Here is a 21,467-nt window from a genome sequence, read left to right on the forward strand (position 1 = left end):
CCCATTGATTTGGAGAAATGGCTGTGATTCAGACGGGCGTATAGGAGCCTGACTGATGAGCAATTTGTTCTGGCTGACGGACGAGCAAATGGCTCGTCTTCGGCCCTATTTTCCCAAGAGCCATGGTCGCCAGCGCGTTGATGATCGACGCGTTCTGAGCGGCATCATTTTCGTCAACCGCAACGGCCTCAGGTGGTGCGATGCGCCAAAGGAATATGGCCCCTCCAAGACGCTTTATAACCGCTGGAAACGTTGGGGTGACAAAGGCATCTTTCTCCAGATGATGGAAGGCTTGGCTGTGCCTGAGGCTACAGAGCGCAAGACCATCATGATTGACGCGACCTATCTCAAGGCCCACCGCACGGCTTCCAGCCTGCGGGTAAAAAAGGGGGCTCAGGCCGTCTGATTGGGCGCACGAAAGGCGGCATGAACACCAAGCTTCATGCCGTAACGGATGCGAATGGTCGCCCGATCAGTTTCTTCATAACAGCCGGTCAGGTCAGCGATTACACCGGTGCTGCCGCCTTGCTTGATGAACTTCCCAGGGCCAAATGGCTGCTGGCCGACCGTGGCTATGATGCCGACTGGTATCGTGACGCTTTGCAGGCGAAGGGGATCACTCCCTGCATTCCGGGTCGCAAATCCCGCAACAAGGCCATCAAATACGACAAACGGCGCAACCGGATCGAGATCATGTTCGGGCGTCTCAAAGACTGGCGGCGGGTAGCGACGCGCTATGACAGGTGCCCAATGGCCTTCCTCTCCGCCATCGCTCTCGCTGCTACCGTTATCTTCTGGCTCTGATCAACGAGTCCTGAGCCTAGGGCAAGAACCATGCTCTCCGTCCCCTACAGCAATGTCGTGTTGCTCTCAAAAATCTAGCGGCTAATGGTTTCAGTCTTACCATTCATATTAGAGTAAATTTCGAGAAGACGCTCTATGGCCTCCTCATCTCCACGCTCCAGCCGCCAATCTCTGTTTTTTATTTCACATAAAAAATCTTCCACAGAGCAATTGATCCCATCGATAAAGATCATCATGTCGTAGGACGTAACTCCGTTGCTAAAGCCATCCAATACTAGCAACTCTCCTTTGCGAACCATTTGAGCATATTCGTTGTATGCCCAGCTCCCGACAAATGCCAAACGGGAACTCAAGCTACTATATCCATCCTTTGTGTTTATCGATCTCTCGGCCCAAAATTCGGCATATCTCGATGAATGATCTATCAGTAGCAAACCTCCTGCTGAAATTTTTAATCTTTCAGACCAGTTGAACCCTCCAATAACCATGTCTCTGGTTGTTGACTGCCTAGGAAATTGGTAGCGCAGGAGGCTTAAAGTACGCTTGTATAAATTTATCCATCCCCGCACTACTTTTGCCAGATGAGAAATGCTTACGCTCCTCAGGAAGCCTTTTTCTTGGCGGTTAAGCCTATGTAAAAATACCTGATGAATTTCCATAAAAGCATCGACAAGCGATTCATCAGTCTTGTATGTGTCAATGCTCGACACCCAATTCGCAGCAATCAGGTCATTGATTAAAAATAGAAATTTATCGGTATCAACGTGGTATGTATAGTCATCGACCAAATGGGCTCCTCCGTGTCGACAGGGACTTCACTCCACTTTTCGGTGAAACCGTGTGGGCAAGCGTCGCAGGCTCTACCTTGCGGCGAAGCTGCGGCTCGCCCGATGGCTCTGCTATGACCACCCTCTCCAACCCCAATCACGGGCAACCGAAGCTTTCACCTCTCCGATGCCAAGCTCCGCGGCTAAATCTGCCGGTAAATCACCACTCGTTCCAGGGGAGATCGTAAGAGTTTGGCGCACAGGCGGGAAAAGCCCAAGCAGTTCACCAGCCACTTTTAACTGGTCTGAATCTTCCAAGGAGAACACCGGCACCGTTATCGTAACGTTGTTGCCTTTTTGAACGTTGAACGCTGGTATAGCATTTGATTCAGGCAGAATATGCACGACTGTAGAAGTGATGGCCGTGCGGCCCTTTTTAGGGCCATTTGCCGGATCAATGCAAAACGCAATGTTGTTGCCTTTGATGATGATATCTAGGCATCCCTCTTGATTATCTGCCTCAAATTCATACAGGACGCCAATTAGGTAGATGCTACGTAATCTAAATATAGAAACGTGCTGAACAACAGCTTCAATTTTATCCATTTCGGGTCCCTACTCGGGTTTAAAGGTTGACCTCCAAGAAAATATCATCTTTTGGTTGAATTGAAATATCTGGCTCGCAAAATTCCCTCAACATTAGTGCGGTACTCTCGCAATGAGTCACGGTTCGTGGCGCGACACTCTCAATGGTGACAAGCAGGGGTTGGCATTAATCAACCGATGGGACTGGCCATATATATCGGTATTGATGAGATATCTGACCGAAGCTCCTAAAACCTCCCAAGAAACGGAGTGTTTTCCCTTCTTTATCAATGTCGTTAAGTTGGACACGTTGTCGTCGGCGGCACTCATAGTCCGTTCTGGAAATTTCCAAAAATTACCTGCCCCCCCAAGGACGCTTGTCTGCGGCTAATGAGAATGGCCCGTCCTGGCGCCAAGGCGACGAGACTTCACCGCGAACGATGTCCGCTTTCATCTGTGGGCAGTGTGCTCGTTCACGACCGAAATGAGAAGGCGCAAAGCGGACATATCGTCACCAGCGAGGAACTGTTGGCATGAGGTGAAGGCGGGTGCAACTGTTGCCACCATGCCAATTTTTCCCCGCGTTCCTGTCCGAGTGTTCTCTCCCCTCACCTGCCGGCCCGCGCAAATGTTCGTGCGATGTCTATGATGTCATCGCGTGCGGCCGTCGGGTCTTCCTTGTTCCAGGCAACACCAAGTCCGATGCGAAAGTCGATGCCCTTCACCGGCTTGAGTTCGAAGGTGCGGTTCGGAAGATCGCGTGTCCATTCCGGCGCAAATCCGACACCAAGACCGGCCGAGACAAGAGAAACGAGCGAGAAGGTGTCGTCACAGGTATAGGCGATATTACCGATGAGATCATGTTCCTCGAACTTCTCCGAGAAGTAGCGCTCCGTGTAGGAAAGGTTCACCCTTGAGAACGCGATGATCTTCTCCTGCCGCAGATCCTCGATGCCGATCTCGTCAAGTTCTGCCAGCGGACTGCCCCGCCCCACCGCCAGCAAATAGCGTTCATGGGCAATGGAGAAGAAGCGCAGGGAGCCGATGTTCTCGACGGGGCGGATGAAGCCGAGATTGATGCGGCCGTTCTCAAGGCCACGGATGATGTCGCCGGTCGAGCCACTGGTGATATGCATGCGGATATCGGGATACTTGCGGCCGATCCTTCCGAGGAAGTGTGGCAGCATGCCGGTAGTGGCGGGATAGACGGTGCCGATGCGGATATGGCGCGATGTCCTTCCCGCGGCAGATCGGGCAAGCTCCGCCGACAGGTCAATCTCCGACAGGATCTTGAGGCACTGGTCGTAATAGACCTCCCCTGCCCTCGTCAGTTCGACTTTGCGGGTCGAGCGCAGCAGCAGTTGCACGCCGAGATGCTTCTCCAGCGCCTGTACCTGGGTGCTCAACGCCGGCTGAGCGATATTCATCCGCATGGCCGCCCGGCCGAAGTGCAGTTCCTCGGCAACGGCCACGAAATAGGAGAGCTGACGAGTTTCCATGAGTTTGGGCCTCCTCTGCGGAAAGCCCCCGCAGCAAGAAAATATCTGAATTTAAGATAACTGATTTTCAGATATAATTGAAGTCCCCATCTCCAGCGAGGTGGGTATTGTGGCAAAGACTCTCGGAACACCAAGGCATACGGCGCTGATAGCTTTCCTGGTCGAACGGCGCGAGACCCTCGGTCTCACGCAGGTGGAGTTCGCCCAACGACTTGGCGAATATCAATCGTTTGTTGCGCGATTGGAAAGCGGGCAGCGCCGAGTGGATGTCGTAGAGTTATTGGCTATCGCCGAAATTCTACAATTTGATCCGCACGAGGCACTGGATCTGCTGGTTTCAATTCATGTGTGAGCATTCCGAACTGCGCGGAGTGTCTAGACATAGTTGAACGACGGCCAGGCCGGTCTCCCCCATGGTGAACGAGTTGGTCTCCACAGATGTAACGGCATACGCGGAGAGTGCGGGATGATCACAAGGTCAGCGCTTGTCATCTTTATGGTCTTCCTGTGGCTGATTGCAGCCCTCGGCATTGTTCTGCTTGTGGCTCGTCTTTTTGGGTTTGTTTGAGAGACTGTTCCATTGGATGGGCTGCCTTTATGGTCTTGATGGCGGGTGTCTGCCCGAGGCCATGCACTCATTCGGTTTGCGCATGAATCCCCTGTGATCGCTATTAGACGTTGTGATGCGCAGGCGTCACTCTCGCTTCGGGAACAACACGAAAAGAGCGAGAACCTGCCATGAAACGTAAGCGATGCCTCGTCGCGCTCCTCCCCCTTGCCTTCTATGGACTTGCCGACCAGGCTCAATCCGAAACCCTGATCCTCAACAGCTATGGCGGCCCCTACGAAGCCATCATCCGCGAAAGGATCATCGAACCGTTCGAGGAAAGGACCGGTATCTCCGTCGTCTATGACGCGGTCGGCTCATCCTCCCAGGACTATGCAAAGATCAAGGCGACCGGTGGCCATCCCGGCTTCGACGTCGTCGTCATGACCGCCTCCCAGGCCCTGCAGGGCTGTCAGGACGGTCTCCTCGAAAAGCTCGATAGCGGTCGCGTGCCGAACCTTGCAGCGATCTCGCCGCGCATCTCCGAGGTTGCCGGTCCCTGCGGCGCCGTGCACGAGCTGCAATACATGTCCCTTCTCTACCGCACAGACCGGCTGTTCTCGCCCCCCGACAGCTGGAATGCCCTGATCTCGCCCGAACTCAAGCGTCGCGTCGTGCTGCCGACCTTCCAGAACATCATGGCGCTCGACCTCCTGCAGGTGATGTCGGTGATGAATGGCGGCGGTCTCATCGACAATCTCGATCCGGGCTTTGCCGCCATGGCTGCCGTCGCCCGCCAGTCGATCGGCTTCGAACAATCGTCGGCCATCCTCGAAAGCTACATCAAGGACGGCACCGTCTGGGCCATGCCCTTCTGGAACGGGCGTGCGCAGCTACTGGTCGATTCCGGCCTGCCGGTCGATTACGTACGTCCGCGCGAAGGCACCATCCCGCTGATCGCCACGCTCAGCATTCCCGTCGGCGCCGAGCACAAGCAGGCCGCGCTGAAGTTCATCGACTTCTTCCTGGAGAAGTCGAGCCAGGAGGCCTGGGTGTCCGGTTACAAGGTGGGCAGCGCCCGCACCGACATCGTCGTGCCCGAGGCGCTCGCCGCCCGGCAGATCACCTCCGAGGCCGATCTCGACGCCCTCATCCTGCCCGACCTCACCATCGTCGCGCGGCATCTGCAGGAATGGGCGGATCGCTGGGAACGCGACGTCGTGCCGGCGGCGAACTGAAAGGACAGTCATGACCACCCTGACCCTTGACCTCCCTGCGGTACGCAACCGCGGGGGCGGCAGGTCGCATGCCTATGCGATCCTCTCGCCCTCCATTGCCGTGCTCATCTTCTTCTTCGCCCTGCCCATGGGGCTGATGGTCGGCGTGAGCTTTGCCGATGTCGCCTCGGGCACCGCGACCCTTGCCCATTACCAGCGTTTCTTCACGGACGGGCTGTCGCTTGCGGGCGTCTATCGTACCGCCCTGATGTCGCTGCTCGTCGCCCTCAGCGTCACCGCTCTCGGCTATCCGGTCGCCTATTTCCTCGCCCGGTCCTCCGGCCCTGCCCGGACGCTCGTCTTCGCGCTGGCGCTTGCGCCCGAACTCGCCGGTGTCGTCCTTCGCACCTATGGCTGGCTGATCATCCTGGAAGACCGGGGCTTCATCAATGACGCGCTGATCTCGCTTGGTCTGATCGGCGAGCCCCTGCACCTGTCGAAGAACCTCTTCGCCGTGGTTGTCGGTCTCACCCATGTGGTCCTGCCCTTCGGCATCCTGTCGATGATGACCAGCATCCAGGGCATAGATCCGAACCTGGAACGGGCCGGTCAGATGCTCGGCGCCTCGCGCCTTGCCGTCATCCGCCACATCGTCATGCCGCTTTCCGTGCCCGGCATCGTCAGTTCGCTCCTCATCTCCTTCACCATGGCGGCAAGCGCCTATGCGACGCCCGCCCTTCTCGGCGGTGCGGGTTTCAAGGTGCTGGCCACCATGATCTCGGAACAGGTCCTCTTCCACATCAACTGGCCCTTTGCCGCCGTCATGGCCAATGCGCTCCTGCTGATGATGCTGGCGGTGTCCTATGCCGGTATCCGCTTCGAAACCCGCCGCCGCGCCATCCTCGCCGGCCGCGAGGGAGGCCTGTCATGAACCGGCTGACCTCCGCAATCTTCTGGCTCGCCCTCGCCCTGGTGCTGGCCTTCATCACCCTGCCGCTGATCGTGGTCATCGCCGCGTCGCTCAGCCCCTCCTCTGAGATATCGCTCGATCCGGCGCAATGGACGCTGCGCTGGTATGGAGAGCTTTCCTCCGCCCGCTGGATCGATCCTTTCCTTCTCAGTGTCCGGATCGCCGTCATCGTTGCCGCCCTCAGCGGGGTTCTCGGCCTGCTGGCCGCCTATGCAGTGATCCATGAGCGAGTGCCGGGCAGCGAGGCGATCATGTCCTTCCTGCTGGCGCCCCTCTCCGTGCCGCAGATCGTCAAGGGCGTGGCGATCGTCCTCTTCCTGTCGCAGCTCGGCCTGCAGGGCTTTCTCGGAACGCCGGCGCTGATCGCCGCCCATGTGGTCCTGGCACTTCCCTTCGTCACCCGCATGGTCGCGACCTCGCTTGCCAATTTCGACCGGGGTCTCGACCGAGCCGCCCGGATCCTGGGGGCAAACAAGTTCCAGCGGTTGCGCTACGTGCTGCTTCCCATAGTCAAGCCGGGACTGCTTTCCGGCGTCACCTTCGCCTTCATCATCTCCTTCAACAACATTCCGCTTTCGGTCTTTCTCGTCCGTCCCGGCGATACGACCCTGCCGATCGCGGTGATCAACCATCTCGAATACAGCCTCGATCCGGTCATGGCTGCGGTCAACGTCGCGTCGATGGTCTTCATCCTCGCGGCCATCTTCCTCTTCGAAAAGATCGGCGGCTTCTCCGCCCAACTGCATGGTGGCAGCAAATGAGCACACTCGACATCGAACTCGTCTCCGTCAGCAAGTCCTTCGGCCCCGTATCGGTGGTCAAGGACGTGAACCTCCAGATCCCGAAGGGTGAATTCGTCAGCATTCTCGGGCCCTCGGGATGCGGCAAGACAACGACGCTCAACATGATCGCCGGTTTCAACGAACCGTCGCTCGGTGACATCCGGATCCGTGGCAAGAGCCAGGTCCGCGTTCCACCGGAGCGCCGTAACCTTGGCCTGGTCTTCCAGAACTATGCGCTTTTCCCCCATATGACAGTTGCCGAAAACGTCGCCTTCGGCCTTCGTATGCGCGGGACCTCGAAGAGCGACACGGAAGCCGCCGTGGATGGCGCGCTGCGCAGCGTCCATCTGGAGGGGTTCGCCAGCCGCTATCCCAGGCAGTTGTCCGGCGGCCAGCAGCAGCGCGTCGCCCTTGCCAGAGCGATTGCCCCGCGTCCCTCGGTGCTTCTCCTGGACGAGCCGCTATCCAATCTCGACCTCAAGCTTCGCGAAGCGATGCGGGTTGAGCTGAAGGAGATCCAGGAAGCGCTCGCCATGACCTTCGTCTATGTCACCCATGACCAGGAGGAAGCGATGGCCATGTCGGACCGGATCATCGTCATGTGGCATGGCTCTGTCGCCCAGGAAGGCGCGCCGTCGGAGATATACAGCCAGCCGAAGTCGTCTTTCGTTGCGGACTTTATCGGCAGATCCAACATCTGGCCGATCGCAGAGCCTTCGCTCAAATCTTCCTATCTTGAATTTTCCCTTGGTGCCGGCGGCCCTTTGGTGCGGGCAAAAGGGGACGGTTCATTGCTGGAAAACAGGTTCTGCTGCGTCCGCCCGGAGAATATCAAGCTTCTTTCCCCCGGCGAGGATGGCGGCGGTGACGATCGCAACCTGCTTTGGGGCACGCTTCGCCGTGTCGTCAATCTCGGAGCCCATCTCGAGCTCCGTGTCGAGCTTGGGCCGGACCTCGTCCTTTCGACCATCCTGCGCTCCAGCCTTGCCGGTCTCCTGCCGCCCGTCGGCGACACCGTGCTCCTCGCGATCGATCCCGACGACGTCCGGATCCTCGCTAGCTGACGCCGATTAACTGATTGATATCCCGTATCAATCTCATGCCACTTCTATTGGAACCCGAGAGATCTTGTCTCCATCATTGTCCCTGTCCCGCAGTGGAGACATCATCAAGGAGAACGAAAATGCTGATGAAAAGGACAATCAGTGCGGTGCAGAAAGACACCAATGTCTGCGCCGATATCGAAGGCTTCGACTTCGCCAGTTACGATGAACGCGACATCGCCGAAATCCGGCGGCTGTGGCTCCAGCACGGCGTGTTGCGCTTCAAGCAAGCCAATATCACCGATGAACAGCAGGTGCGCTTTTCGAGGCATTTCGGGGAGTTTGTCATTCACCCGAAACAACTGCAGGAAGGTGGTCATCCCACCCATCCGGAGATCCTCGTCATCAGCAATCAGATGAAGGACGGCAAGCCGAGCGGCGCGCTCGGCAACAGTGAGGCGACATGGCACACCGACACCTGGTTCTACGAGCGTCCACCGGCGGGCGCGATCCTGCGCGCCATCGCGGTTCCGCCGACCGGCGGCGACACCTATTTCCTGTCGACATACCGCGCCTTCGAGACCCTTCCCGAGGCCGTCGCAAAGGCAATCGACGGCCGGCAGATCTTCTTCCAGAACGTCTACGACAAGACCGGCAAGCTGCGTCTCGGCAGGAGCGAGCCGAAAAGTCAGGACTTCCGGGAGTGGAGCGGCATCGTTCATCCGCTTGTCCGTCACCATGGGGAGACCGGCCGCAAGGCGCTCTATCTGGGCGGAACCATCGAAGGGTCCTGGATCGTCGGCATGCCACTCGATGAAAGCCGCTCCCTGCTTGCCGAACTATGGGATCACACCACGGGATCGGAGGATGTCTTCGTGCAGGTGTGGGACGAGGGCGACATCATGATGTGGGATAACCGGTGCACCATGCATCGCCGGGATTCCTTCGACCCGAGCTACATCCGCATCATGCACCGGACGACGACAGCCGGCGAGCGTCCGGTCTGAACGTCGGAACATTCAGGTTGAACACCATGACAGAAACCTACCGGGTGGCGGAGCGCCACCCCTCTTTGCCGGCCGATCTCGTCCGGCTGCTTGGCGACGTGGAAACGGCGACCATTGGCCATATCGAGCATCTCGGCTTCATCAGCGACAATATCCGCCCCGTCTTTCCGGCTGCGATCGCCGGATCGGCAGTCACCGTCGCGGCCCCCGGTCGCGACGGTTCGATCATCTACCGCGCCATCGATCTCCTCCAGGCTGGGGATGTCCTTGTGATCTCCCGTGTCGACCGTGACGACATCGCCTGTGTCGGTGGCGGCGTGGCAACGGCCGCCAAGGCAAGAGGGGCTGTGGGCATCGTCATCGACGGTCCCTGTACCGATGTCGCCGAGATCATCGAGGCCGGTCTTCCAGTCTGGTGCCGCGGCGTATCGGCCAAGACCACGAACCGGGCCTTCCGGATCGGTGGTTCGGTCAATTGGCCTGTCGCCTGCGGTGCGGCGGCCGTTCTTCCGGGTTATGCGGTCCTTGCCGACGGCGAGGGCGTGTTCGTCGCCGACCGTGTGTTGATGCACGATCTCGCCCTTACCGCTGTCGCGCGGCAGAAGCGATCGACCCGGCTGCGTGCGCATCTGGCCGCTGGTCGTTCGATATTCGCCTTTGAACAGGAGACCGCCTCGTGAAGATCGCCCTCATCCAGATGAACTCCCAGCCGAACCGCGACCATAATCTGGCCGAAGTCGCGCGGCTCCTCAACCTCGCTGTGGCCTTCGGCAAGCCCGATCTCATCGTCCTGCCGGAACATTTCGACTGGACCGGTGGAACGCCAGCCGAGCGGCAGAAAGCCGCCGATCTCGTGCCGGGCGGTGCAGCCTACGAACTGGTGAGACGCTTCGCCGAAAGGCACCAGGTGTGGATCCATGCCGGAAGCCTGCTCGAACGAAACCTCAGTGACCCCAGGATATTCAACACCACGGTGGTGTTCGCGCCGAGCGGCCGTCAGGTTGGCCTCTACAGGAAGATCCATCTGTTCGACATCATTGCGCCCGATGGCAAGCAGTATCTGGAGTCGGCAACGGTTGCACCCGGAGACAGCCTGCTCATTTATGAAGTTGGCGGTCTGCGGATCGCCTGCGCAATCTGCTACGATCTTCGCTTCTCGCGGCTGTTCGATCGCCTCGCATCGCTCGGTGTCGATGTCTTCATCCTGCCCGCAGCCTTCACCCGGCAGACGGGAAAGGATCACTGGGAAGTGTTGTGTCGCGCCCGGGCGATCGAATTCCAAGCCTACTTCGTGGCATGCGGCCAATGCGGTTCCTATCCTGGGCCAGATGGCGAGGATCGTTTTGCCTTCGGGCAGTCGATGGTCTGCGATCCGTGGGGGCATGTGATTGCTCGTGCCGGAAATACGCCGGAGGTTCTGACCGCGGTTCTCGATCGCGAACGGATACGCCAGGTCAGGGAGGGGATTCCGATGGCAAGCCATCGTGTCAGACTGGACGGGATGGAGGTCGTCGAGGCACGATAAGGCAGGCCGGCAGCCATCTAAGGCGTATCGTCGGTCCTGAGCAGATCCATATGGCTGACGCCGAGGGCCTGTGCGAGCTCATAGAGCGTCACGATGGTTGGATTACGTCGTCCCCGCTCGAGATCGCTCAGATATTGCTGGCTAAATCCTGAACGCGCCCCGATCTCCTCCTGCGTCAGGCCCTTTTCCCGACGCAGGCGCGCAAAGTTCCGGCCAACCAATTTGCGCATATCCATGCGCAACTGATGGCAGTCGATCGGAATGAAGTTTATCAACTATAATATGTAAATGCGGGAGGGACGGTTCCCGGTCAGGCAGCCCTGTATCGGCAAGGCGCCTGTCCGGAGACCGGACCCTCGACGGTCGCTGCGAAGGCCCGAGGGAGCATGCGGAAGATCACCGCCATCGACGTTGCCATTGGCATGAGAATACGGGAGAGGCGCCGATCGCTGCGCATGAGCCAGCGCGAGCTCGCACGAAGGATCGGGCTTTCCTATCAGCAGGTCCAGAAATACGAGGGGGCGAAGACGCGGGTGCCGCCTAAAAGCCTCGCGAGGATGGCAGGCGTGTTCGAGGTTAACGTGGACTGGTTTTTTGGAGGGCTGTCAGGACTGCTATCGAGGGGCGTGACCATGCCGGTCGATGGGAGGACCCTAGCAGGGTTTCTCGGCACCGCCGAAGGCCGTGAGCTCAACCTTGCCTTCAGTCGCATTACAGACCTCCGTGTCCGGCGTCATGTCATCGGCCTCGTCAGGGCGATCGCGGGCAAACAGTGACCCTTGCGCAAGGGGGCGTGTGCTCGCAGCCTGCTCCGTTACCGTTTCTTTGCCGAAACTTCTCCAAGACTTCGCCCCTTCCTCCGACCTGACCGGCATAGGCTGGCGCTGTCGCAATTACCTGTTTCAGGGCTGGATATGGGAGGAGAAACCGCATGGTCGTACCGGAACTGGAAAGAACGATCCCGCTCGAGGTGATTTCGGCTTCCGCACTGCGTGAGGCCGGCGCCGAACTCACCACGGGAGAAATGCTTGGCGCCCTCCAGTCGGCCTGGAAGGATATCCGTGCCGGTTGCGCATTGGGCGGAAAGGGCGTGCTGTCTCTTCCCGAAGACCTGTTCTGGAATGCGTCCGGCTTCGGCGCCCTCAGGCAGGAGTTTTCCGCAGAGCGTCTCGGCTGGAAGCTCTCGGCCCTCTACAGTGTCGGCTCGCAGTATGCCGGTGTGAAGATTATCGGAGCGAATGCCTTCAATCGCCGCTTCGGCCTGCCGCGCTCGACCTCCACCTATATCCTGATGGACAGGCTGAGCCTGCGCCCGATCGCTATTTTCGATGCGACGGCGATCTCGGCGGCCAGAACAGGATCCTACGCGGCGATCGTCCAGCAAGCTTTCCTCCCCGGCCCAGACCGGTTTTCCGTGTTCATCTTCGGCGCGGGGCCTGTCGCCCGCAGCGTGATCGAGACCCTCGATCATGTCGCCGGTGGCCTGATCGAGCGGATATTCATCCGCAGCCGAACCGTCGATACCTCGATCCGGCTGGTGCAGTCTCTGGAAGGTCAAGTTCGTGCTGAGCTTGTTGCGGTCGAAGACAATACCGAGCTTGCGGCCTGCGCATTCGTCGTCACGGCCTCGAATGCGGCTGCCCCGGTGTTTCGGGATCAGGAGCTTCACCCGGCAGCTGTCACGCTTCATCTCGGAGGGGATGAGGTGCCGGAGCCCTATCTTCAGCGTGTGCTACGGAGCGGTACGCTCGTCTGCGACGATCTCAAGACGGTTGCGCGTCGAAACTCCCAGAGCCTTTCGCTCTATTTTTCCCGTCGGGGCCTGGCTCTCGATGCGATCGGTCCCTTGCTTGGCATTCGCGAGCTATCCGCAAGTGAGGATTGGAAGGCGATGCCGGGAGAACCCGTCTGTGTGACCTGCGTCGGCCTGCCCATGCTTGATCTCTATGCCGTCCAGGCGACCTATGAGAAATATCTCGGGCTGTGCGGCGAAAGCGACGAGGTGTTTCGAGGAGCCGGTGGGCCGGGCGACTAGGGAGGCGGCTTTGGTCCATCTGACGCGAGTGCTTGCCGACTACACGCATGGGCTTTCCTTGGATGCCCTGCCCTTGAGGACCAGGGAGATGGTCTCTTCCTGCATTGTTGATCTCCTAGGCGCAACAATCGCCGGGCACGGTCAGCCAGGCCCAGTCGCCATTCGCGCATCGGCCGGGAATACATTTGGTTCGGGATCGGCCTCCATCTGGATGACCGGACGGACGGCGAGCCTGCTAGCTGCGGTTTTCGCCAACAGTGCGGCGGCAAGCGCGCTCGACCTTGATGACGGCAACCGCGCGGCAAGGGGGCATCCCGGTGCTGCAATTATCCCGGCGGTCCTGACGGCGGCGGACGTGTCGGGCAGGACAGCTACACGTGACGTCGTGCCGGCGATCGTGGCAGGCTATGAGATCGGTGTCCGCATTGCCGCTGCACAGAACCCCGAAGGGATCGCGACGCGCCAGACCGGCAGATGGGCATCCTTCGCCACGGTTGCAGCCCTTGGGCGCCTCTATCGCGTCGTGCCGGATAAGGTCGCCCAGGGACTGGCGATCGCCGGCGTTCTTGCGCCCAACCAGCAGGCCAACGGCAGTTCGGGATATTCACGGATGACCGGCAATGACGTGAAGGAAGGCATTGCCTGGAGTGCGGCACTCGGTGTTCAGGCCCTATTCCTGGCGATGGAGGGTTTTACCGGTCCCTTGGATCTTCTCGACCATTCCGGTTACTACGATGATGAGAGCATCCGGTCCGGTCTCGGCCAGCGTTTCAAGATCGAGGACACCTATTTCAAGCCCTGGTCCTGCTGCCGCTACATTCACCCGGCTCTCGACGCGCTGGACGACGTCATGCAGCAATATCGGCCGGCATCCGAACGGATAGCCGCAATCGATGTCGCGACCTTTTCCTGGGCGCTCAGGCTCGACAACGACTGCGAGCCGGAAACTCTCGTCTCCCTCCAGTACAGCCTGCCATATTGCCTTGCCGCCGCCGTGATCGAAGGCAGTCAGTCGCTCGCGCCGGCAACCGCCGGCCTGCTCGGCCGCAACGACATCGCGGACCTAGCCCGAAAAGTGAGCCTGACCGTTGACCGGGAGGCCGAGCGGGACTTTCCCGCCCGCACAAGAGCAGGGGTGGCGGTCGTCATGGTCGATGGCTCGCGCTTCGAAACAGGTCTTGTCGACCCGCTCGGAGATCCCGCGCGACCGATGTCTAAGGAAGGGATCACGGAGAAGTTCCGCTTCGTTACTCGCCATGTCATCGGGCCGCAAAAGCAGCAGGCTCTGATCGACGGTGTCAAGCGCGTTGGCGATGGAGACGCGGGGGAACTCCTCGATGCGTTGAGGGATCGCCTGCTCTTTCGTGATTACACCTGACGAGCCTGAATACCCCCGATGTTTTTGATCGGGAATGACCGGAACTCCCGGCGATCTCGATCGGCCGTTCTATGGACCCAATAGCATGCCATTCTTCACCACGACACGTCCTGCGATCAGGACATGGCGCACGCGGGCGAGATTGTGGCTCTCGCAGACCACGATGTCAGCCCGCTTGCCCTTTGCCAGAATACCCCGGTCTCCGGCAACTTCCGGGATCGATCTCGCGACATTGCCGGTGGCAAGTGCAATTGCCGCGGGCAGCGGCAGTTGTCCCTTGTGCACGATGCGCTGGATGGCTGAGAGAATGCTGTCCCAGTCTCCGCCCGCGAAGTCCGTCGACAGGGTATCGACCAGTCCGGCCTCTATCAGCGCGTCCAGATTGCTGGCGTCGTTTCGCCAGCGGGTTGAGATGCAGTCGAGTGTCGAGGCGTCGATGACAACGCCTGCGTCGCGAAGCAGCCTCGCATAATGAACTGCCTCTTCCGGCAGGAAGGATGGATGATTGGAATGCCCCGCAATCATGCGTGCCGCGGGATGGCGCCGGGCAAGCGCAAGCAGTGTTGGTGCCGTCGGCACCGCATTGTGAAAAATCGCCGGCAGCCGCAGCCGGGCCGAATGCTTCGCCACCTCGCGCAATCCCTGAAGGGCAAGTTCTACCGGCGGCATGACCGTTTCCCGGACAAGATCTCGAAGCCGGATCGCGGTGAGGTGGTCCCCGAGCGCAAGCTCACTCAACAACAGTTCAAGGCCGGCGTCATCTGCGCAACCGACACCGTCGAGATGGCGGCCGAGCACGGCCTCCTTCAGACGCCGGGCTGCAGTCGGATGGACCTCCTGGCCTGTCGCAGCACGGATCGCGTCTGGAATGAAACGATAGTCCTGGGCGCCACCGCCGAGCGTCTGGCCCCCACCGGCTTCGCCGAGGATCCTGACCCTGGCGGCGATGAGATCATCGATGCGCGCCGTCCGGTGACGTCTTCCCAGCCCCTTGCCGTCCACTGCCAGGGCTGCCTCGATGTTAGCCGGAGTGTGCGCGGTTGCGATGATGACCTGAAGCGGATGAGCATCGCCCGCCGGATTAATCTCGTCGGGAAGTGCCAGACCGCAGACATTGACGAGGCTTGTCGTCCCTGAGAGCAGATGCCTGTTTTTCTGGTAAGTCACTTCCTCAGGGACAAACGGGCGGGAGCCGCTCGGCATCGACGGGCCATAGGTGCAGCCGTGGGCATGGGCATTGATGATTCCGGGAATGATGGTGCAGCCGTTGGCATCGATGATCAATTCGTCATGTGCCGGAGTGCTGTCGCCTTCCCGCGCCTCGGTGACGACCCCCTCGCGGATGCGGATAATGCCGCGTTCGAAGATGGTCGTGCCGTCTCCGGTGACAACGGTCGCGTTGACGAGAAGCGTTGGCTGACCCTGTCTCATCGCGTCGAGCTCCCCGCCTTGTCGGGATCTTCCGTCGCCGTATCATCGAGCGCATAACCGACGCCGCGAACGGTCCTGATGAGATCGGGTTCTCCGTCTCGGGTCAGGACACGGCGCAATCGCCCCATGTGGACATTGACCGTGCGGTCTTCGACATGGATGCCGGCGGGCCAGGCTCCACCGATCAGCTCCCGGCGGCAGTAGACGCGGGTTGGCTCGCCCATCAGCAGACGGAGAAGCTGGAACTCGATGACCGTCAGTTGGATTTTCCTGCCCGATCGCCAAACCCGACGGCTGACTGCGTCCATTTCCAGATCGCTGTAGAAGACGCGTCGGCTTGCCGCGTCGCGGTTCGTTCTTTCAGCCCCCATCCGTCGCAAGGTGTCGAGGATCTGTCCTGGGTCCACGGGACGCTCGAGCAACATGCCAGTCGCCGCTCCAGGAATGTTCGTGCATGTGGAGCCGGCCCCGGGCTCAATCAGTTCGATCACCCCGGGCTTCGGGTGGGGGACTCCACGGATTGCTTCGTAGAATTGCCGAGTTGCCAGCCTGCTGTCGATCAGGATTGCGAGAACGTTGCCCCTGCCGATCATGCTGATGGCTTCCGCGGCTTTTTGAGCCAAATCGGTGGCGAACCCGTCCTGCTCGATCACGTGGCGAATGAGGGGTGCCAGTTCCTTGTCGCTCGAACTGATGATGACCAGGGGTTTCATTGGCGTTCAACCCGAGAATGATACGAACTCAAACGGAAGAGCCAGATAGGATTTCCGGATTTGATCGCCGGAAGCATCCCACGGAGATCCCCTCCGATCAAACTTTCCCAGCAAAATCAATATTAAGAATTATTGTGATCGTGGCTTTACGGTTCTTCGGCGTGTGGTGTTCAAAACCCAACGGAGTATTTAAGGCGAGCATTCGGGCTTTGAACCCGTCCTTTCCGATCTGGTGTTGGTTGGTCCGAACGGCGCCAATTCCTCCAGGATGGACGGCTGGGAAAGAAATAAGCCGAGGCAAACAGTTGCATCAAAACCGAGATGACACTGGTACATCCACAGCCATCGTCGCTTGTCCAGGAATTCGTTCGTTGCCAGAGTGATGGGCGACAGTTTTTGCAAAGGGTCACCATGTCATCGTGTTCTGTTTGAAGCATTTCCCTGAACAGGCTTGATGCTTTCCGCGCGCTGCCTTAACCGATCGGAGCCCTTACTATTATGCCGGCCGATCTTGATTTGCACCGGCCGCGTGACCGTCGACCGGACATGGCTGTAATTTTTCTAGAGCGACCAATCGAACTCTCTGAGCGGTTTGCAGTGAATGAAAAATCGCTGTCATGGAGCAGGAATAGATCAGCCTGAATATCCGCTCACGTGAATGACGTATTACAGCGTGTGTCCAGCGGCTTTCAGCGCTTCCGGAATGGTCGCCAGCGGTATCACCAGAGAAAGCGGGGAATCGACAAGCCGTATCGCACCATAGGTCCGATACCATTCTGCTACCCTGTCATTCTTAGCATCGATAGCCAACACAACGCCGCCGACTTCCGATGCTGCCCGCAAGCAACGCTTGCCTGCCGCCAGCATGAGTTGACCGCCCATGCCTTTTCCTTGTTGGGGTCGATCGACGCCAAGGCGAGTCAGCCGGAAGCCCGGCACTTCATGCTGCCCAAGCCCCTTACGTACAGCAACCGGCACCTTGCCGGGATCAATTGACGGTGGGGTCAGGCTGCAAAAGCCCAAGATTTGCTTGCTGGCGTCATCACGGACAGCAAGAAAGGTCTTTGATCCGCCATGATCGTGGCTCTGTGGGGCGTATTTCTGCAGAAAGTGGTTCAGTTCAGGGTCGCCGCAATCGAAATTCTTGCGATCGTGATGCTTGCCGATCGCCTCTTCATGCCAGGCCGTCATATCGACTTGGGCAGAGAACGTGCGGCAGCTCGCAATTGTTCATTGGGTGCTGGCGGATTTTCCAGTAAATCGAGAATGCGCAAGAAATCCCGCTCAGAGACTTTGATCGATTCAGCCTGCTCGATCACGGCATCCGCTTCACGCAGTGCGGACTGTGTGACGAAATTGGTCAGGTCGATATTGCGAAGCGCAGCGGCGCGGACCAGCTTAGCCTTAGCTGCGGCAGGAATTCTTAAACTCACAAGCTCGTTATTTTCATTTGCTATGCTCGGCATTCCAGCCTCCTTCTATTATTAATAACGAATGCAGTCTTGCACTGATTGTCAATTTTTGTGCGCCTTCGAGGCGTACAATCCGAAGCGTTGTCATCGTGACGGTAGAATTTGCGCCGGGGCAAGGTAGAGAGATCAACGGACAGGCGTCCCAGTCCACCGACAGTCCACCACCCCCATATCGCCTAGGTGCCGCTTTCAGCGAAATATTATCAACCGCGCCACCGTCACCGACGATTTCTCTTTATCGAGGAGCTGGAGGCAGATTCCTTCGCCGCGCTGCGTTAGACGTTTGTTTTTATACCGCCTCGGGGGATGCCGGTATTGCTCCGATCCGAAGTCCCCCTCTCGATGTGGTGCTCGGAATTTAGCTGCGTAGCGCGTCTTGTCGTGCATGAGGCGCCTGAAGCGATGAAGACCATAAAAAAGGCCCTCGGCGACAAGGTCGTGCAAGACGCGCAGCGCGCCGTAGGAGCAATCGCTCTCCTTGAATGCATCCTTGATGATCTTGCCGAGCAAAACCTCCGCTACCGGGTGTGTCGGCTTGGAAAAAGCTGCAGCCAAGCATGAAAGCGTGGAACGCGACGAACCCGGGGCTTCGTAGAACTACGCCACCATTTGCCCGGCAGTCATTGCGAAGCAATGACAAGAGGGGCCGGGTCGCACGGGGTTTGCAATGAACGCAAACTTCATTTCACGCTCTTCGCAATATAGGCAGCGGCCTTTCTCAGGATTTCAGGTTCCGGCTTCATCTGGCCGCGCGTCACTGACACCGCGCTCTCGCCCGGCTTCACCGCCTCTAGCTTGTACTCGCGGCCAAATTTCCTTCGTTTTGATACATGCACTCCCGTTTCATTGTCCCCTGATTCAGTCTCCACGAAACCCGCAACAGGCATTGCGTCAGTCGTTTTTTACATCGAAGTCGGCAGGTTCACGAAAACCCCGGCAGTTTTGCCAGTTGTCAGAGGCGTCGGAAGTTGCCCTACTCAGTCTTGGGATACGCACCCACGGTGCTGCAAGGCAGGCCGGTAATCGAAGACTGCCGGATGACCGCTGCAACGCCCGCTTGTAGAGTTCGTCCGCCTCGCGAGGAGAACGTGCCATCAGGGTTGTTATCGGCTGCGAGCTATCTGATTGTCGCGCATGACCGCATGTTAGCCGTGCGCATCAAGGCCGCGGTCGGCGATGCGGCCAGGCTGACTGTGGTGCAGGATATTGCAGCATTGCTGGCGCAGTCCGCGTCCCGGCGTCATGACATGGTTATAGGGCAATCCGCAGTCTTTGGCGCCGGTAGTCCAGCCATTTGTGCAGAGTTGCGCCTGTTGAACTCCGTACCACTTATATTGCTGGTCGATCCCGACGATGTCGCGCTTCGCATAGCCTGCCTGAATGCCGGGGCTGATGACTGCATCCCGGACACCGCCGGCCCTCAGGAACTGACTGCGCGTATTGCCAGCCTTCTGCGGAGGGCTTCGTATGCCATATCTCCACCCGACAGACGCGACATGATCTGTTTTGACGGCTGGAGTATCGATACGCGACATCGTCTTCTGATCAATCCTGGAGGAGGGATCGTGACGATAACAGCCGCCGAGTTCGATCTTCTGGTTGCCCTGTGCCGAAATGCGGGCAAGGTCCAGTCGCGCGAGCAATTACTGGCGCTGATGTTTGCCGGCGTGGCAAAACCGGTGGTGCGCAGCATCGATGTGCACATCAACAGACTGCGCAACAAGATCGAGAAAGATCCCCATCATCCCCAATATCTGAAAACCGTTCGGCTCGGCGGTTACCTCATGACGGCCAAGGTGGTCTTCACCTGACCTGATCGATCGCGTGACGCGACCGATGGCGGGTAGCCCTGAACGTGCCGGCATTTGTGAAGTTTTGTTGCGGATGACGTCATGAGATTGCATCCAACGCGCAATTCGATGCACTTTATGGATGCAGTCACTTTCATCACGAGACATTTTGGAACCGATGATTTCATCGCCCGGCCAGACGTTCTGTCGCGCCGGCGAATGGTCCCGTTTTGCACCGAACTGGAACCCAATCATGAAAAACCTGCTCTTCAATCGCTTGAGCGAGGCCTGCGCCACCGCTTCGGACCAGAAATCCTTTGGTAAGGCTCTGGGACGCATCACCCGGTCGTATGGCTTCAATGGCTTCGCCTACCTCCATCTGCACGGAGAAAACCCGGCTGTCGTGACCAACTATCCCAGGGAATGGCAGGTCAACTACCTCGACCGCGGCTATGCCCGCCTTGATCCGGTCGTCAAAGCCGCCAGGGCGCAGATGCAGGCCTTCTCCTGGTCGGTCGACGAGGATCGACGTCACGGCAACGGGGACATCCGGAAATTCTGTGACGAAGCCGTCGACTTCGGCATTCGCTCTGGCCTGTCTGTCCCGATCCAAACCGGCCATGGCAAGCTTGGCATCCTGACATTGTCATCATCGCGCCCTGCTCACGACTCCAACGGCAACGATCTGGACCCGATACGGGCTGCTGCCGCAGCGGCCTTCGTGCATAACAAACTCATTCACACGGCGGTGGACGGAGTGATACGCCCGACAACGAACCTGACGCATCAGGAACTCACATGCCTTTATTGGTCGGCCGAAGGCAAATCCATGGAGGACATCGCAACGATGGAAGGACTGAAGTACAGCACGGTCCGGTTCTATATCGAGGCTGCCAAGAAGAAGCTCGGTACCATTACCTTGTCGCAGGCAACCGCTGTGGCAACAAGGTGGAAGCTGATCTGAGGCCGTTTCGTCGAAACCTCTGATCCTGTTCCGTTAGGCCGGCCGGGAACCTGAGTGACTTCTTTCGCTGGACCGGGCGCACATGCCATCATGTGCGTTTGGCCTCGGCCTTGTAAAGACCGGTGATCGTTTCAGCGAGAGCGTTGTCATAGGAATCGCCAACACTCCCGACAGACGGCTCGATGCCCGCTTCCGCCAGCCGTTCGGAATAGCGAATGGACACATATTGCGAGCCGCGTCTATGACGCGGTCGGCTCATCCTCCCAGGACTATGCAAAGATCAAGGCGACCGGTGGCCATCCCGGCTTCGACGTCGTCGTCATGACCGCCTCCCAGGCCCTGCAGGGCTGTCAGGACGGTCTCCTCGAAAAGCTCGATAGCGGTCGCGTGCCGAACCTTGCAGCGATCTCGCCGCGCATCTCCGAGGTTGCCGGTCCCTGCGGCGCCGTGCACGAGCTGCAATACATGTCCCTTCTCTACCGCACAGACCGGCTGTTCTCGCCCCCCGACAGCTGGAATGCCCTGATCTCGCCCGAACTCAAGCGTCGCGTCGTGCTGCCGACCTTCCAGAACATCATGGCGCTCGACCTCCTGCAGGTGATGTCGGTGATGAATGGCGGCGGTCTCATCGACAATCTCGATCCGGGCTTTGCCGCCATGGCTGCCGTCGCCCGCCAGTCGATCGGCTTCGAACAATCGTCGGCCATCCTCGAAAGCTACATCAAGGACGGCACCGTCTGGGCCATGCCCTTCTGGAACGGGCGTGCGCAGCTACTGGTCGATTCCGGCCTGCCGGTCGATTACGTACGTCCGCGCGAAGGCACCATCCCGCTGATCGCCACGCTCAGCATTCCCGTCGGCGCCGAGCACAAGCAGGCCGCGCTGAAGTTCATCGACTTCTTCCTGGAGAAGTCGAGCCAGGAGGCCTGGGTGTCCGG

At 59.0% G+C, this 21,467-nt stretch carries 24 protein-coding genes and 2 pseudogenes; 15 read left to right on the top strand and 11 right to left on the bottom strand.

The window, feature by feature from the left end:
* Window positions 1-55 precede the first annotated feature (55 nt).
* Window positions 56-804, top strand: a protein-coding gene (locus H4I99_RS22550) for an IS5 family transposase (RefSeq protein WP_163897181.1) whose coding sequence is annotated in 2 segments (ribosomal slippage) — window positions 56-380 and window positions 380-804 — 750 coding nt in all. Because the reading frame shifts where the segments join, the coding sequence is not laid out codon by codon here.
* 74 nt (window positions 805-878) lie between these two features.
* On the opposite strand, the gene H4I99_RS22555 is transcribed toward H4I99_RS22550, so the two are convergent.
* From H4I99_RS22555 to H4I99_RS22565, 3 genes are all read right to left on the bottom strand, one after another.
* The gene (locus tag H4I99_RS22555) at window positions 879-1,592 is read right to left on the bottom strand and encodes a hypothetical protein (protein WP_163897179.1); all 714 of its coding nucleotides are present in this window, start codon (window positions 1,590-1,592) and stop codon (window positions 879-881) included.
* A 111-nt stretch (window positions 1,593-1,703) separates the two neighbouring features.
* A complete protein-coding gene (locus H4I99_RS22560) occupies window positions 1,704-2,177 on the bottom strand; it encodes a hypothetical protein (protein ID WP_163897177.1) in 474 nt (157 codons plus the stop codon).
* A 587-nt stretch (window positions 2,178-2,764) separates the two neighbouring features.
* Window positions 2,765-3,655 carry a LysR family transcriptional regulator gene (locus tag H4I99_RS22565; protein ID WP_163897175.1) on the bottom strand — a complete coding sequence of 297 codons (891 nt, stop codon included), beginning with the start codon at window positions 3,653-3,655 and terminating at the stop codon, window positions 2,765-2,767.
* Window positions 3,656-3,764: 109 nt separating this feature from the next.
* On the opposite strand from H4I99_RS22565, the gene relB (H4I99_RS22570) reads away from it, so the two are divergent.
* From relB (H4I99_RS22570) to H4I99_RS22605, 8 genes are all read left to right on the top strand, one after another.
* Window positions 3,765-4,007 (top strand): type II toxin-antitoxin system RelB family anti-toxin, encoded by a 243-nt coding sequence (gene relB, locus H4I99_RS22570; protein WP_164490829.1) that lies wholly within the window; start codon window positions 3,765-3,767, stop codon window positions 4,005-4,007.
* Between the two features lie 386 nt (window positions 4,008-4,393).
* Window positions 4,394-5,440 carry an ABC transporter substrate-binding protein gene (locus H4I99_RS22575; RefSeq protein WP_163897171.1) on the top strand — a complete coding sequence of 349 codons (1,047 nt, stop codon included), beginning with the start codon at window positions 4,394-4,396 and terminating at the stop codon, window positions 5,438-5,440.
* Between the two features lie 10 nt (window positions 5,441-5,450).
* A complete protein-coding gene (locus tag H4I99_RS22580) occupies window positions 5,451-6,350 on the top strand; it encodes an ABC transporter permease (protein WP_163897169.1) in 900 nt (299 codons plus the stop codon).
* A complete protein-coding gene (locus tag H4I99_RS22585; RefSeq protein ID WP_163897167.1) occupies window positions 6,347-7,150 on the top strand; it encodes an ABC transporter permease in 804 nt (267 codons plus the stop codon). The genes H4I99_RS22580 and H4I99_RS22585 overlap by 4 nt, the downstream gene beginning before the upstream one ends.
* The gene (locus H4I99_RS22590; protein ID WP_163897165.1) at window positions 7,147-8,235 is read left to right on the top strand and encodes an ABC transporter ATP-binding protein; all 1,089 of its coding nucleotides are present in this window, start codon (window positions 7,147-7,149) and stop codon (window positions 8,233-8,235) included. The genes H4I99_RS22585 and H4I99_RS22590 overlap by 4 nt, the downstream gene beginning before the upstream one ends.
* Window positions 8,236-8,354: 119 nt before the next feature.
* The gene (locus H4I99_RS22595) at window positions 8,355-9,221 is read left to right on the top strand and encodes a TauD/TfdA dioxygenase family protein (protein WP_163897163.1); all 867 of its coding nucleotides are present in this window, start codon (window positions 8,355-8,357) and stop codon (window positions 9,219-9,221) included.
* Window positions 9,222-9,247: 26 nt separating this feature from the next.
* Window positions 9,248-9,901, top strand: coding sequence for an RraA family protein (locus H4I99_RS22600; protein ID WP_163897161.1), 654 nt, complete (start codon window positions 9,248-9,250; stop codon window positions 9,899-9,901).
* Window positions 9,898-10,746 carry a carbon-nitrogen hydrolase family protein gene (locus H4I99_RS22605; RefSeq protein ID WP_163897159.1) on the top strand — a complete coding sequence of 283 codons (849 nt, stop codon included), beginning with the start codon at window positions 9,898-9,900 and terminating at the stop codon, window positions 10,744-10,746. The genes H4I99_RS22600 and H4I99_RS22605 overlap by 4 nt, the downstream gene beginning before the upstream one ends.
* 17 nt (window positions 10,747-10,763) lie before the next feature.
* Here H4I99_RS22605 and relB (H4I99_RS22610) read toward each other — a convergent pair whose 3' ends face one another.
* Window positions 10,764-10,982 (bottom strand): type II toxin-antitoxin system RelB family anti-toxin, encoded by a 219-nt coding sequence (gene relB / locus H4I99_RS22610; protein WP_163897157.1) that lies wholly within the window; start codon window positions 10,980-10,982, stop codon window positions 10,764-10,766.
* A gap of 150 nt (window positions 10,983-11,132) precedes the next feature.
* Here relB (H4I99_RS22610) and H4I99_RS22615 point away from each other — a divergent pair, with 150 nt between their 5' ends.
* The 3 genes from H4I99_RS22615 (at window position 11,133) to H4I99_RS22625 (ending at window position 14,159) form a co-directional block, all read left to right on the top strand.
* Window positions 11,133-11,522 (top strand): helix-turn-helix domain-containing protein, encoded by a 390-nt coding sequence (locus H4I99_RS22615; RefSeq protein ID WP_163897155.1) that lies wholly within the window; start codon window positions 11,133-11,135, stop codon window positions 11,520-11,522.
* A gap of 155 nt (window positions 11,523-11,677) precedes the next feature.
* Window positions 11,678-12,781 (top strand): ornithine cyclodeaminase, encoded by a 1,104-nt coding sequence (locus H4I99_RS22620; RefSeq protein WP_163897153.1) that lies wholly within the window; start codon window positions 11,678-11,680, stop codon window positions 12,779-12,781.
* Window positions 12,782-12,791: 10 nt separating this feature from the next.
* Window positions 12,792-14,159 (top strand): MmgE/PrpD family protein, encoded by a 1,368-nt coding sequence (locus tag H4I99_RS22625; RefSeq protein ID WP_244625256.1) that lies wholly within the window; start codon window positions 12,792-12,794, stop codon window positions 14,157-14,159.
* 69 nt (window positions 14,160-14,228) lie between these two features.
* Here the strand turns inward: H4I99_RS22625 and H4I99_RS22630 are convergent, their stop codons facing one another.
* From H4I99_RS22630 to H4I99_RS22655, 6 genes are all read right to left on the bottom strand, one after another.
* Window positions 14,229-15,590: an amidohydrolase family protein gene (locus tag H4I99_RS22630; protein ID WP_163897149.1), complete on the bottom strand. Its 1,362-nt coding sequence runs from the start codon at window positions 15,588-15,590 to the stop codon at window positions 14,229-14,231.
* Window positions 15,587-16,303: a winged helix-turn-helix transcriptional regulator gene (locus H4I99_RS22635; RefSeq protein WP_163897147.1), complete on the bottom strand. Its 717-nt coding sequence runs from the start codon at window positions 16,301-16,303 to the stop codon at window positions 15,587-15,589. Before H4I99_RS22635 ends, H4I99_RS22630 begins: the two co-directional genes overlap by 4 nt.
* A gap of 666 nt (window positions 16,304-16,969) precedes the next feature.
* Window positions 16,970-17,494, bottom strand: coding sequence for a GNAT family N-acetyltransferase (locus tag H4I99_RS22640; protein WP_163897145.1), 525 nt, complete (start codon window positions 17,492-17,494; stop codon window positions 16,970-16,972).
* Window positions 17,491-17,769 carry a type II toxin-antitoxin system TacA family antitoxin gene (locus H4I99_RS22645; protein WP_163897143.1) on the bottom strand — a complete coding sequence of 93 codons (279 nt, stop codon included), beginning with the start codon at window positions 17,767-17,769 and terminating at the stop codon, window positions 17,491-17,493. Before H4I99_RS22645 ends, H4I99_RS22640 begins: the two co-directional genes overlap by 4 nt.
* A gap of 195 nt (window positions 17,770-17,964) precedes the next feature.
* Window positions 17,965-18,285: a hypothetical protein gene (locus H4I99_RS22650; protein ID WP_163897141.1), complete on the bottom strand. Its 321-nt coding sequence runs from the start codon at window positions 18,283-18,285 to the stop codon at window positions 17,965-17,967.
* Window positions 18,286-18,455: 170 nt separating this feature from the next.
* The gene (locus tag H4I99_RS22655) at window positions 18,456-18,662 is read right to left on the bottom strand and encodes a hypothetical protein (RefSeq protein ID WP_163897139.1); all 207 of its coding nucleotides are present in this window, start codon (window positions 18,660-18,662) and stop codon (window positions 18,456-18,458) included.
* Between the two features lie 150 nt (window positions 18,663-18,812).
* On the opposite strand from H4I99_RS22655, the gene H4I99_RS22660 reads away from it, so the two are divergent.
* Window positions 18,813-19,586, top strand: a complete 774-nt coding sequence (locus H4I99_RS22660) for a response regulator transcription factor (RefSeq protein WP_163897137.1) — start codon at window positions 18,813-18,815, stop codon at window positions 19,584-19,586.
* Window positions 19,587-19,818: 232 nt separating this feature from the next.
* The gene (locus H4I99_RS22665; RefSeq protein WP_163897135.1) at window positions 19,819-20,529 is read left to right on the top strand and encodes an autoinducer binding domain-containing protein; all 711 of its coding nucleotides are present in this window, start codon (window positions 19,819-19,821) and stop codon (window positions 20,527-20,529) included.
* Between the two features lie 103 nt (window positions 20,530-20,632).
* Here the strand turns inward: H4I99_RS22665 and H4I99_RS22670 are convergent.
* Window positions 20,633-20,767 (bottom strand): annotated as a pseudogene (locus tag H4I99_RS22670) (IS3 family transposase); the annotation flags it as partial.
* Between H4I99_RS22670 and H4I99_RS22675 the strand changes: the two are divergent.
* Window positions 20,767-21,467, top strand: a pseudogene (locus H4I99_RS22675) (extracellular solute-binding protein); the annotation flags it as partial. The pseudogenes H4I99_RS22670 and H4I99_RS22675 overlap by 1 nt on opposite strands.

Origin of the sequence: Paenirhizobium daejeonense (assembly GCF_014280875.1) — a bacterium.
Lineage (GTDB): Bacteria > Pseudomonadota > Alphaproteobacteria > Rhizobiales > Rhizobiaceae > Allorhizobium > Allorhizobium daejeonense.

Bases quoted from the DNA above. Each gene is read 5' to 3' on its own strand.
- H4I99_RS22560 (WP_163897177.1), bottom strand. From the start codon at position 2,177: ATGGATAAAATTGAAGCTGTTGTTCAGCACGTTTCTATATTTAGATTA.
- H4I99_RS22565 (WP_163897175.1), bottom strand. From the start codon at position 3,655: ATGGAAACTCGTCAGCTCTCCTATTTCGTGGCCGTTGCCGAGGAACTG.
- H4I99_RS22575 (WP_163897171.1), top strand. From the start codon at position 4,394: ATGAAACGTAAGCGATGCCTCGTCGCGCTCCTCCCCCTTGCCTTCTAT.
- H4I99_RS22580 (WP_163897169.1), top strand. From the start codon at position 5,451: ATGACCACCCTGACCCTTGACCTCCCTGCGGTACGCAACCGCGGGGGC.
- H4I99_RS22585 (WP_163897167.1), top strand. From the start codon at position 6,347: ATGAACCGGCTGACCTCCGCAATCTTCTGGCTCGCCCTCGCCCTGGTG.
- H4I99_RS22590 (WP_163897165.1), top strand. From the start codon at position 7,147: ATGAGCACACTCGACATCGAACTCGTCTCCGTCAGCAAGTCCTTCGGC.
- H4I99_RS22595 (WP_163897163.1), top strand. From the start codon at position 8,355: ATGCTGATGAAAAGGACAATCAGTGCGGTGCAGAAAGACACCAATGTC.
- H4I99_RS22600 (WP_163897161.1), top strand. From the start codon at position 9,248: ATGACAGAAACCTACCGGGTGGCGGAGCGCCACCCCTCTTTGCCGGCC.
- relB (WP_163897157.1), bottom strand. From the start codon at position 10,982: ATGGATATGCGCAAATTGGTTGGCCGGAACTTTGCGCGCCTGCGTCGG.
- H4I99_RS22615 (WP_163897155.1), top strand. From the start codon at position 11,133: ATGCGGAAGATCACCGCCATCGACGTTGCCATTGGCATGAGAATACGG.
- H4I99_RS22620 (WP_163897153.1), top strand. From the start codon at position 11,678: ATGGTCGTACCGGAACTGGAAAGAACGATCCCGCTCGAGGTGATTTCG.
- H4I99_RS22630 (WP_163897149.1), bottom strand. From the start codon at position 15,590: ATGAGACAGGGTCAGCCAACGCTTCTCGTCAACGCGACCGTTGTCACC.
- H4I99_RS22635 (WP_163897147.1), bottom strand. From the start codon at position 16,303: ATGAAACCCCTGGTCATCATCAGTTCGAGCGACAAGGAACTGGCACCC.
- H4I99_RS22640 (WP_163897145.1), bottom strand. From the start codon at position 17,494: ATGACGGCCTGGCATGAAGAGGCGATCGGCAAGCATCACGATCGCAAG.
- H4I99_RS22645 (WP_163897143.1), bottom strand. From the start codon at position 17,769: ATGCCGAGCATAGCAAATGAAAATAACGAGCTTGTGAGTTTAAGAATT.
- H4I99_RS22655 (WP_163897139.1), bottom strand. From the start codon at position 18,662: ATGCCTGTTGCGGGTTTCGTGGAGACTGAATCAGGGGACAATGAAACG.
- H4I99_RS22660 (WP_163897137.1), top strand. From the start codon at position 18,813: ATGACCGCTGCAACGCCCGCTTGTAGAGTTCGTCCGCCTCGCGAGGAG.
- H4I99_RS22665 (WP_163897135.1), top strand. From the start codon at position 19,819: ATGAAAAACCTGCTCTTCAATCGCTTGAGCGAGGCCTGCGCCACCGCT.